Below are 10,821 nucleotides of genomic sequence, written 5' to 3'. Positions count from 1 at the left end.
CACCGGTCAGAGAAAACATGGTGGATCAACTCCCAGAGAAATGGAGGGGACAGTTAAACCGGGTCCGACGACGGGTTGAGACAACGATTGGTCAGCTTGTAAAAACGTTTAATATCCAACGAACAAAAGGTAGGACCTTATGGAGTCTGACGAATCGAATAAGTCGTAAATTGTTATCACACAGTTTATGTGTGTTACTCAATAGAAACGAAGGCAACGCTCCACTTCAGTTGGCTCAATTAATAGGCTAAAAAGTCGAGCATCGCGTTAATGCTACGCTTTTTGAGTTCGATAGTTTTTAATTAAGTTATAAGCTGCTTGAATTTCCTGAGTTTTTTGTTTTGCGACAGAAACCATTTCTTCAGGAAGACCTTTAGCGACTAATTTATCTGGATGGTGCTGGCTCATTAAACGACGATACGCTTTTTTAAGCTGCTGATCATCACATCCAACAGGCACACCTAACACAGCATAAGCATTATTTAATTGATTGCGACCTGCCAGATTAGCCTGATGCCTCTGCCTGGTTTGCTCCTGGTATTGATTAAAAAAGGCTCGCTGTGCTAAATAGCGCTGTTGAATGACCTGTAGACGAAACTGGCTAATACCCAGTGCAGAACATACATCACGTAATACATTTTCTGCCTGCCGGCTAATCACGCCATCAGCATAAGCAGCCTGCAGCTGTAACTCCAAAAACATATTCATTAAGCTGTGGCGATGACGTGCCACCTGATGAAATGAGCTAAGCACTGGAACCAAGTCTCGAGACAGCTCTTTACCTTCATTAAAAAGACTAATCGCTGCTTTACGCTGACCTGGAGATAACCTCATTGACTTCATGATTTCTGAAGCAGTTTTTATTTCCTGCTCAGAAACGCGTCCATCTGCTTTAGCAACACGTCCCATTACAGTAAATGTGGCTGTGAAAAACGCAGACTGTACCTGCTCATGATTAACAGAAAACAACCTACTCTGTAATCCACTTCCCGCTAATAATTGCCACACAGACCGACGATCCACTAGCCAAAATCCCGCCGCACCTAAAATGAGAGCCCCCAAAGGGCCACCGCCAATAAGAAAACCCAGCAAAGCACCAATTAGCGTTCCATACTTCATTATTTTGCACCCAGTGACTCTCTTGCTTGTAAATGATGGCTCAGTTGCTGTAACCGATCAGGTGTACCAATATCCATCCACTCTCCATGATAAAGCTCCCCCGTCACTTTGCCCTGAAGAATCGCCCGCCTCAATAATGGCGCCAATGAAAACACACCAGGCTTGCAGTCTTCGAATAAGTCAGGGTGAAGAACACTAATACCACTATATGTAAAACGGTGTTCATCGCAGCCAGATAAAGTAATTGCTCGTCCACCTGGCAAATAAAAATCACCGTCTGGGTGATGAGGAGAGTTGGGAACCAAAACTAAATGAGCCAACTTACCATCATCCTGAAGCCGTTGCTGTTGCTTTTCCAATACTGCAAAAGGGTAGTCACACCAAATATCACTGTTGACAACAAGAAAAGGCTCATTCCCTAGCAACGGTAATGCGTTAAAAATACCCCCACCCGTTTCTAGCTTTTGCAGCTCTCTTGAGTATTGAATTTGTACCCCAAATTGCTGACCATTACCTAATGCTTGCTCAATTTTCTCAGCTAAATAAGCAGTATTCATCACTACCTGTGTTAAACCTGACTGCGCCAAGCGCTGCAAACTATAAACGACTAGAGGTTGCTCATTTACAGGAAGCATTGGTTTTGGTGTTGTCAGTGTCAAAGGCCGCATACGCTGACCCTCTCCTGCAGCAAGCAACATCACTTTCATGATGAGTCCTTTGTCGTTTGGTAATAATTTAACCAGCGTGGCTGAAGTACATCCTGCCACCAACTCGCTACATCCGCAAAGTCTGACTCTGACAGAATGACCTGTTCCACATACTTCACCACTAATGGCAAATCCTGCAAATATCGTGCTTTCTTTTCACGCTTAAATAGCCGTACAAATAACCCCAAAACCTTAAGATGACGCTGCAAACCTATCCACTGAAACCACTGCCACGTTTGCTCTGGTGAAAACCCATTTAGCACTGCTAAGCTCTTTGACCAGTCAGCCCACCAATGTTTTACTTGCTCAGTGGGCCAACAAATATAGCAGTCTTTAAGAAGTGAGACTGGGTCGTACGTTGCAGGACCTTTTACGGCACCTTGAAAATCAATGACACGTAATACGTCATTAGTAATCATCAAGTTACGCGCATGAAAGTCTCGATGTACAACAACTTGTGGTTGTTGTAATGCACAATCGATGATTTGTTCAAACATTCTTTGCAGCATTTTTTTATGGATCGCGTTTAATTCAATTTTTAAGAATTCAACCACAAACCATTCATGAAACAAATCAAGCTCCCTTTGTAAAAAAGTTTGATCATATGCTGGTAAAGAGTAATCTGTGAAAAAAGAAGTAGATTGTTGTATTTGCTGTAAAATGTTGAACGCTTGTCCATAGTAGTACTGAGCATTATCTTGATTGAGTAAGGGAAGTAACAATTGATCTCCTAGATCCTCGATCAATAAAAAACCTTGCTGACTATCAGCAAAATAAATCTCAGGAACAGGAATACCCTGCAACTGCCATTGCTTAGCAATCGCAACAAAAGCAGTCGTATTTTCTATTTCAGGTGGTGCATCAACAGCGATCACAGCGTGCTGAGGTGTTACATTCCAGCGAAAATAACGTCGCTGGCTGGCATCTCCCTGAAGTGGAACAAGTTGTTTTGAAAGCTCATGTTGTGTATTCAACAAAGCCCTTTGGTCAACATATTTATCTTGTAGCCACTGGCATAATTTTAGATAACGCTTATCCATTTTATTTGTGCTCAACTGCCTATAGGCTGTAATCAATGATTAACTTTTATTCAATAACGTTTGTTTGCGTTATTAGAGCGTAATACAACAACATTTAATGCATTTTTTTCCCCAAAAATGTCTCAAAAGAGGAATAAAATTGAAATGGGGTAGCTGAACATCATTGGAATAGATTATTATGCAACGTTTAGTAATACGGTTGCACGAGCGCTGATTCATCACTTTAAGCAAGAAAACGCTTCAGCATACAAATAGATTACCCGACAGGAAGCCTGGATTAAACCGCGATGGCAGTAAACAAGTTTCCCCGCAGAATAAATATTCCCTGGATTATTGGTATTCTTACCGTCCAGCCATTAATCCCCACTTGGGCCGCTAACCCTGCTAGCGCCGATGAGCAGTGGCACTGTGTTCCTAATGCTTCAGGGCAAGGCTGGGATTGTAACGTAAATAATCGTGCTCCAGCCCCCATTAAACGGGCACCTCGTCCAACCCAGGCGATAACAGAGCCTTCTCAAGAAACTACAGCAGCAACTGACACCCAGCCAGTTACAACGGAAGACACTGTTCAGCAAGTTGCGAGTACACCATCTTCCCCCCCACCAGACGGGGTTAACAACTTAGACTGGGTACCACGCTACCAGCTCGACCCGCGCCAGCTTGCAGCTGTTCCAGCACACTGTACAGGCGCATATATTGAACCAGATCGTGAAGGCAAAGCTTTCTCTGGTGATATGTCTCTAGCCCCCATTTTTGCAACTGCAGATACTTATCGCTCAGTTGAGGGTGGCACTGCAACATTTACAGGTAATGTGTTAGTTCGACAAGGCTATCGCCAACTCCAAAGTGACCTGGCTTTTTTATACCGTGACACTGAAACAGCTGAGTTTGAAGGCAATGTTGTGTTCCGAGAGCCTAACCTCTTACTGGTTGGTGACCAAGCCAGTGTCAATATGCAATCAGGCCGCTTTGATGCTAGTAATGTGCGCTATGTTTTCCACGACCAACATGCACGTGGAGATGCAGACCAGATTACTCGACGAGAGGATGAGCTTGTTGTGTTGCATGATGCAACATATACAACTTGTCCACCGACAGAAGATACCTGGACAGTCACAGGCAATAATGTCACCTTGAACAAGTTTACTGGCTTTGGTACTGCTACCAATGCCACTATCAGGGTCAAGGGTATACCGGTTTTTTACACGCCTTATATCTACTTTCCCATTGATGACCGACGGCAGTCAGGATTCCTTCCTCCTACATTGGGGTATTCAGATGATAATGGTGTAGACATCACTACACCTTACTACTTCAATTTAGCACCTAATTATGATGCCACCTTGTATCCTAGGATCATGTCTGAGCGTGGCTTACTGCTTGAGGGACAATTCCGTTACCTTACCGAAAGCAGTCGTGGTGAGTTAGGCGGCTCTTACCTTAATGACGACAAGCTTAAAGATGGCAACCGAAACTACAGTGAAGAGCGCTGGCTATTTGACTGGACTCATCACCAAGCTCTTCAACCACGATGGACTGCTGATGTTGATTATAACCGGGCAAGCGATCGAGACTATCTAAGAGACTTTGGCACTTCACTGGATGTCACTGCAACTGATAACTTAAATCAGCAATTTGTGACCACCTATAATGGCGGAAGCGATAACCACTTCTGGTCACTAAAAGGCGCTGTTCAGAAGTACCAAAACATGACTTCTGATGCTAGTGATTCCTATGAAAAAGTTCCGCAAATTGAGCTGAAGGGTAACTGGCTCGCCAAAAATAATGGTTTTGAAGTTGACTACATAGCTGACAACACTTACTTTACCCGAGACAAGCGATGGAACTATAAAACCAAAGTACGTGAAGGTGAGTTTGACCGTGAGCATGAGATTGATCGCCCTGTTTACGGTGAAGGAAACTCAGAAATCACCAATGCCCATGGCAATCGTACTTACTTGGAAACAGGTGCTAAGTATAAGTTTGAATGGCCCTATGCCTTCATAACACCAGGCTTAAAGCTCAAGCATGTTCAATATCATCTGAGTAACTTAGATAGTGAGGACTATGGACCAAACGATCCTAAGTACAACACAAGCCCAAGCACCACAGTACCTATCTATTCATTAGATGCTGGCCTCTTCTTTGACCGAAAAACCAACTTGTTCGGTAGCACAGAGTACACCCAAACCCTTGAGCCAAGAATGCTCTACCTTTACTCTCCGGAAGAAAAAGATCAACTTGAAAATCCTGTTTTTGATACTGGTAATAACAGTTTCAGTTATGCTCAGTTATGGCGTGACAATCGCTTTAGTGGCTATGATCGTTTAGCAGATATGAACCAACTCTCTGTTGGTTTAACCACACGTTTTCTGGAAAAAAATGGTTTTGAGCGCTTTCGGGCTGGCATAGGTCAGATTTTTTACTTCGAAGACCGTAAGGTACAACTTGATCCATACTATTCAGAACTCCTTGGAGGCACACCAGATACTGATGTCAACCTTAATGAAAGCCAACGCCGTTATCTGGATAGTCAAAAAGCCTCTACCTCCCCCATTGCCACAGAACTAGTGTGGAATGCCACTGATGCACTGTCTCTAAGACAAGACTGGATTTGGAACACTAATGAAAACCATAACCAGGAATATTCTTTATCCATGCGCTATAGCCCTGACTATGATCGCGTTTTCAATGTCAGCTACCGCTACCTAGACCAAGTTGATCGTACTCGTAAAAATGCGCTAGGTAATGTTATTCCTGGCGAGTTTGCAGATGGTGATATAGAACAAACTGACATGTCCTTTATCTGGCCAGTGGTCAGCAATTGGAGTGCACTAGGCCGCTGGAATTATGACATTACTAACAGCCGAAGTCTGGAAGCTATGTTCGGAGCCGAGTATGATAACTGCTGCTACAAAATTCGCTTCGTTAACCGCTATTGGATAGATGGTGATGAAGACATTGATAATGCAGAAGCAGATCGCGGTATCTTCGTTCAATTTGTCATGAAGGGATTAGGCAACCTCTTTGGTAACAAGGTTGATGATTTTCTTGGCGGCATTGATGGTTACCGTGAGCGCGAAGACAGAGAAGACTTTTAACTCATGAAACTAGTGCAACGTTTGCTATTGGCTGCCACGTTAAGTGCGGCAGCCATTTTCAATGTGAATGCAGAAATTCAACCACTCGATAAAATTATTGCAGTGGTTGATAAAGATGTGATCATGCAGTCACAGCTTAACGAGCGTCTGGCGATGGTCCGCCTCCAGTTAAAACAAAAAGGGAGTAATATCCCTCCAGATCACAAGTTGAGAGAGCAGGTTACAGAACGCTTAATTGTCGAAAGTATACAAATGCAAATGGCAGAGCGAGCAGGGATCAAAATCGACGAAAAAACTTTGAATGATTCAATGGCAAAGATAGCTTCCCGTAACAACCTTTCACTTTTAGAGTTCAAACGTGTACTAGAAGCTGATGGTATCTCTTACAGCAAAGCACGTGAGCAGATACGACGAGAGCTTACTATAAGTCGTGTCCGCAAGCGTCATGTTGCAGATCGAATCCGTGTGACTGACCAGGAAATCAAAAACTACCTACACTCTGCCCAGGGTAAATACCAACTGTCTACTGACTACAGAGTTGGTCATATTCTGGTACCGATTCCACCTCAAGCCAATAATGAGCGCGTTACCCTATCCAAAGAACTTGCAGAGGATATTTACCGTACTCTGCAAAAAGGAAAAGACTTTGCTCAAGTGGCTGGCGCTTATTCTCAGGAATATCAAGGTGTAAAAGCTGGAGACTTGGGTTGGCGAAAAGCAGATCAACTTCCTTCCATGTTTGCCTCAGTTGTACCCAAAATGTCTGTGGGTAATATTGCCAAACCAATCCGCTCAAGCAGTGGCTTCCATATTATTAAGCTACTTGCGAAAAAGGGTGAACAAGATCATGTGATGACACAGTATAAAGTGCGTCATATTCTTATAAAGCCTTCACAAATTCGCTCAGAGCAACAGGCTAAAGCCATTGCTGAACGAATTTACTCCCGTATAAAAAGTGGAGAAGACTTTGCGAAACTTGCTAAAGCAAACTCGGATGATACAGGAAGCGCACTTAACGGAGGCAGCTTAAACTGGATTAACCCTGATGATATGGTGCCTGAGTTCCGCAATAAAGTTACTGCTACTTCAAAAGGTACAATCACACCACCATTTGCAACCAAGTATGGCTGGCATGTAATGCAAGTGCTTGATATACGGCAAAAAGACGTGAGCAGTGATGTTCAAAAGAACGTAATTCGCAATACCATCCGTAAGCAAAAATATCAGGAAGAGCTACAAGCTTGGCTTCAAAAAATTCGAGATGAAGCATTTGTCCAAGTTAAGTGACTATGAGCGTTAAAACGCCAAGACTGATTATTACATCTGGAGAGCCTGCAGGGATTGGTCCCGATCTCTGCATTTCACTGATCAATCACTCTTTTTCTGCGGAGCTTGTGGTTGCAATTGACCCAAGCCTTTTTGCTGAGCGAGCCGCCCAACTCAATTACGCGATAAAAAAACCAATTGCCCATGTTGCTATTAATGAACCACCAACACCAGGTGCCTTAAAGATACTCCCTCTTAAAACACCTTATCCAGTCATTCCAGGCCAACCCACACCTGATAACGCTTCTTATATTTTAGAGCAACTAGATACAGCCATATCCGGCTGCCAGCAAGGTATTTTTGATGGTATGGTGACAGCACCCATCAATAAAAGCATTCTCAACGAAGCTGGCATTGCATTTAGCGGTCATACAGAATACCTGGCTCAACAAACTCAATCTCAACAAGTTGTGATGATGCTGGCTACCCAAGATATGAAAGTTGCCTTAGTGACAACCCATCATCCTCTAAGACAGGTTGCTAGTCTCATTACCCCCTCTTTGCTAGAACAGGTCATAAGAACACTAAATAAGGGTTTAATTAATTATTTTGGGCAGCTAAAGCCCACTATTTTAGTCTGCGGACTCAACCCTCACGCTGGTGAAAATGGCTACTTGGGCCGAGAAGAGCTGGATATTATCAACCCTACGTTAAACAAGCTTAAAAATGAGGGCCTGTCATTAATTGGCCCTTTACCTGCCGATACATTATTCACCCCCAAACATTTACAAACAGCTGATGTCGTGTTAGCCATGTATCATGATCAAGGATTACCAGTGTTAAAGTTTCATGGCTTTGGCAAAGCTGCTAACATCACCTTGGGTCTCCCCATTATTCGAACATCAGTAGATCATGGTACAGCTCTGGACTTAGCTGCCTCAGGTAAAGCTAATGCTGGCAGCTTATTGACTGCAATTGAATATGCTATTTATATGGCACAAAACAAGCCATAAACAGTAAGCAGCTATAATCTAGTCCTTTATTACAGCATTACTTATCAACGTTACTCGTACAATCAACACGATTCATTTATTACCAATAAGCAGACTTTATGGCCAAAACGCCTAACTATGTTCACAAGCCGCGCAAACGCTTTGGGCAAAATTTTTTGCACGATGATCAAATAATTCAGCGCATTGTCCGCGCGATAAACCCTAAACTAAATGACCATCTGGTAGAAATCGGTCCGGGGCAAGGCGCTTTAACTCAATATTTGGTGCCACAGTGTGCTCAAATTGATGTTATTGAGCTAGATCGAGACCTGATTCCAATGCTCCAGGCTATGTTTAGCCAACACCTTCATTTTTCAATTCACCAAGGCGATGCCCTTAAACTCGACTTTAGCCAACTAAAAAAAGAGCACCCTTTACGCGTAGTAGGAAATCTTCCCTATAACATTTCCACACCGCTTCTGTTTCACTTATTTAACTTTCGACATTTAATAAGTGATATGCACTTTATGCTACAAAAAGAAGTTGTTGAACGACTCGCGGCAAACCCAGGAGAAAACGCTTATGGCAGATTAAGCGTTATGGCTCAGTATTTCTGTAAAATCGATAATTTATTTATCGTCAAACCTGGAGCCTTTAAACCTGCACCTAAAGTAGACTCAGCGATCGTAAGGCTTATTCCCCACCAGTCGTTGCCTTACCCTGCAAATGATTTACACCTATTTGAGCGCGTCGTTCGTAGTGCATTTAATATGCGACGTAAAACACTTCGTAATGCACTTAAGGGTATGATCTCTGCTGAAGTGCTCACAACACTGGGTATTAACCCAAGCATTCGAGCAGAAAAGCTCTCACTGGCTGAGTTTGTCGCTATCGCAAATGCCATCGAGTCACAGCAAAGTATCAAGCTAGCTGAAGACTCTAACTCACCACAAGACAATTAATACTTATTTACTATGCAGTGAGAGTTTTCCAAACTCTCCTGTCAAAACACTGTCACAGCATGTCACATAGAATTTCATTATGACTGAGTCCACTGTCGACCCTAGCCAAGTAAAGATAACAGTTAAAACTGAATACCTTGATGAGCAGTCAGAGCCTGAAAAGCAGTACTTTGCATTCCGCTATACCATCACCATTCATAATGCGAGTGATTCTCCCATTCAACTACTTGCAAGGCACTGGATTATTACTAATGCAGATGCACAACAAGAAGAAGTCCATGGTGAGGGCGTGGTTGGTGAAAAGCCATTGATTGGTGTTGATACGTCATATTCCTACAGCAGTCACTGTGTACTTAATACTCCTATTGGCAGTATGTCCGGTAGCTACTATATGGTGACAGCGACAGGGGAAGCATTTCAGGTGCCAATTCCAACATTTACCTTAGCAATCCCTAATGTACTTCATTAACATTAAAAGGTTTGCTTATGACGACATTTGCCGTTGGTGATATCCAAGGCTGTTTCGATGAACTTCAACAACTACTCACCCAAGTTGAGTTCGATCCGTTACGCGACGAGTTATGGGTAGTTGGAGATATTGTCAATCGTGGGCCAAAATCACTTGAAACACTACGATACTTGTATTCATTAGGCGACAGATGTAAAGCCGTATTAGGCAATCATGATTTACACTTATTAGCCATTGCTTATGGTAAGCAACCACCAAGAAAAGGCGATACACTTGATAGTATTCTTGAAGCACCGGATCGAGAAGAACTATTAAGCTGGTTAAGGTTTCGCCCTCTAATCTATTATGATGAACTATTACAGGTCACAATGGTGCATGCAGGCATTCCACCTCACTGGTCGCTCAAAAAAGCTTTACGTAGAGCTAAAGAGGTAGAAACCATTTTACAAAGCGATAACTTTACTGACTTTTTAGTAAATATGTATGGCAACCAACCAAACGACTGGAGCAAAAAACTCAAAGGCTGGGACCGGTTACGAATTATCACTAACTATTTTACGCGTATGCGATTCTGCAGTAGCGATGGCCAACTAGAACTTACTCATAAGTCTGGCTCCAACCAAGCTCCAGCAGGTTTCCAACCCTGGTATAACCACAGCAACCGAAAGACCCATGATGACTTAATTATTTTTGGACATTGGGCAGCCTTAGAAGGAAAAGCAGAGCATGAAAATGTCTACGCTCTCGATACTGGCTGCATTTGGGGGAACGCGCTCACCATCATGAATATAGAAGCCAGGACCTTACACTCACTATCGTGTGAAGGATATAGAAAAAATGGAGATTGACAGAATCAAGCCTGAAGAAGCCTTGCATTATCTCCAAGCAGGTAATACCTGCTTTGTTGATATTCGAGATCAAGATAGCTTTCATCAAGGACATATCCCTACTGCTCAACATTTAGATAACCAAACTATCCTCGATTTTATAGAAGACACTGATACTGAAACATCTATAGTAGTTTATTGTTTTCATGGACATAGCAGTGTTAGTGCTGCGCTTTATTTGAAACAGAAAGGTTTTAACAATGTTATGAGCCTGGATGGAGGTTTTTGTCTTTGGCAAGAATGCTATCCTGATGCTGTAGACCAATAACATTTCAAGC

Annotated in this window: 10 protein-coding genes and 1 pseudogene; 8 read left to right on the top strand and 3 right to left on the bottom strand. The window is 42.8% G+C overall.

What is annotated here, in order from left to right; translation table 11 throughout:
- Positions 1–251, top strand: a pseudogene (locus tag F607_RS35140) (IS982 family transposase); the annotation flags it as partial.
- A 22-nt stretch (positions 252–273) separates the two neighbouring features.
- Here F607_RS35140 and djlA read toward each other — a convergent pair.
- The 3 genes from djlA to F607_RS29525 are packed head-to-tail and all read right to left on the bottom strand — an operon-like array spanning position 274 to position 2,866.
- Complete coding sequence (gene djlA / locus F607_RS0112615; RefSeq protein ID WP_038291223.1) at positions 274–1,119, bottom strand: co-chaperone DjlA; 846 nt, start codon at positions 1,117–1,119, stop codon at positions 274–276.
- Positions 1,119–1,826: an N-acetylmuramate alpha-1-phosphate uridylyltransferase MurU gene (murU, locus tag F607_RS0112610; RefSeq protein WP_027708373.1), complete on the bottom strand. Its 708-nt coding sequence runs from the start codon at positions 1,824–1,826 to the stop codon at positions 1,119–1,121. Before murU ends, djlA begins: the two co-directional genes overlap by 1 nt.
- Positions 1,823–2,866: an aminoglycoside phosphotransferase family protein gene (locus F607_RS29525; protein ID WP_051311433.1), complete on the bottom strand. Its 1,044-nt coding sequence runs from the start codon at positions 2,864–2,866 to the stop codon at positions 1,823–1,825. The genes murU and F607_RS29525 overlap by 4 nt, the downstream gene beginning before the upstream one ends.
- A gap of 287 nt (positions 2,867–3,153) precedes the next feature.
- On the opposite strand from F607_RS29525, the gene F607_RS0112600 reads away from it, so the two are divergent.
- The 7 genes from F607_RS0112600 (at position 3,154) to glpE (ending at position 10,811) form a co-directional block, all read left to right on the top strand.
- Entirely contained in the window at positions 3,154–5,967 is a 2,814-nt protein-coding gene (locus F607_RS0112600) for an LPS-assembly protein LptD (RefSeq protein WP_027708372.1), read from the top strand.
- Positions 5,968–5,970: 3 nt separating this feature from the next.
- Positions 5,971–7,254 (top strand): peptidylprolyl isomerase, encoded by a 1,284-nt coding sequence (locus F607_RS0112595; RefSeq protein ID WP_027708371.1) that lies wholly within the window; start codon positions 5,971–5,973, stop codon positions 7,252–7,254.
- 2 nt (positions 7,255–7,256) lie between these two features.
- On the top strand, positions 7,257–8,246 hold the full coding sequence (gene pdxA, locus F607_RS0112590; RefSeq protein ID WP_027708370.1) for a 4-hydroxythreonine-4-phosphate dehydrogenase PdxA: 990 nt from the start codon (positions 7,257–7,259) through the stop codon (positions 8,244–8,246).
- A gap of 98 nt (positions 8,247–8,344) precedes the next feature.
- On the top strand, positions 8,345–9,187 hold the full coding sequence (rsmA, locus tag F607_RS29520) for a 16S rRNA (adenine(1518)-N(6)/adenine(1519)-N(6))-dimethyltransferase RsmA (RefSeq protein WP_051311431.1): 843 nt from the start codon (positions 8,345–8,347) through the stop codon (positions 9,185–9,187).
- Positions 9,188–9,266: 79 nt separating this feature from the next.
- The gene (gene apaG, locus F607_RS0112580; protein ID WP_027708369.1) at positions 9,267–9,656 is read left to right on the top strand and encodes a Co2+/Mg2+ efflux protein ApaG; all 390 of its coding nucleotides are present in this window, start codon (positions 9,267–9,269) and stop codon (positions 9,654–9,656) included.
- A 17-nt stretch (positions 9,657–9,673) separates the two neighbouring features.
- Positions 9,674–10,504, top strand: a complete 831-nt coding sequence (locus F607_RS0112575) for a symmetrical bis(5'-nucleosyl)-tetraphosphatase (RefSeq protein ID WP_027708368.1) — start codon at positions 9,674–9,676, stop codon at positions 10,502–10,504.
- On the top strand, positions 10,494–10,811 hold the full coding sequence (gene glpE / locus F607_RS0112570) for a thiosulfate sulfurtransferase GlpE (RefSeq protein ID WP_038291222.1): 318 nt from the start codon (positions 10,494–10,496) through the stop codon (positions 10,809–10,811). Before F607_RS0112575 ends, glpE begins: the two co-directional genes overlap by 11 nt.
- Positions 10,812–10,821 lie beyond the last annotated feature (10 nt).

Origin of the sequence: Zooshikella ganghwensis DSM 15267 (assembly GCF_000428585.1) — a bacterium.
Taxonomy (GTDB): Bacteria; Pseudomonadota; Gammaproteobacteria; order Pseudomonadales; family Zooshikellaceae; genus Zooshikella; species Zooshikella ganghwensis.
The sequence above is the reverse complement of the archived record's forward strand: the minus strand, read 5'-3'. Positions and strand labels throughout refer to the sequence as shown.

Coding starts and splice junctions, on each gene's coding strand:
- F607_RS0112600 (WP_027708372.1), top strand. CDS start 3,154: ATGGCAGTAAACAAGTTTCCCCGCAGAATAAATATTCCCTGGATTATT.
- F607_RS0112595 (WP_027708371.1), top strand. CDS start 5,971: ATGAAACTAGTGCAACGTTTGCTATTGGCTGCCACGTTAAGTGCGGCA.
- glpE (WP_038291222.1), top strand. CDS start 10,494: ATGGAGATTGACAGAATCAAGCCTGAAGAAGCCTTGCATTATCTCCAA.
- murU (WP_027708373.1), bottom strand. CDS start 1,826: ATGAAAGTGATGTTGCTTGCTGCAGGAGAGGGTCAGCGTATGCGGCCT.
- F607_RS29525 (WP_051311433.1), bottom strand. CDS start 2,866: ATGGATAAGCGTTATCTAAAATTATGCCAGTGGCTACAAGATAAATAT.
- djlA (WP_038291223.1), bottom strand. CDS start 1,119: ATGAAGTATGGAACGCTAATTGGTGCTTTGCTGGGTTTTCTTATTGGC.
- F607_RS0112575 (WP_027708368.1), top strand. CDS start 9,674: ATGACGACATTTGCCGTTGGTGATATCCAAGGCTGTTTCGATGAACTT.
- rsmA (WP_051311431.1), top strand. CDS start 8,345: ATGGCCAAAACGCCTAACTATGTTCACAAGCCGCGCAAACGCTTTGGG.
- pdxA (WP_027708370.1), top strand. CDS start 7,257: ATGAGCGTTAAAACGCCAAGACTGATTATTACATCTGGAGAGCCTGCA.
- apaG (WP_027708369.1), top strand. CDS start 9,267: ATGACTGAGTCCACTGTCGACCCTAGCCAAGTAAAGATAACAGTTAAA.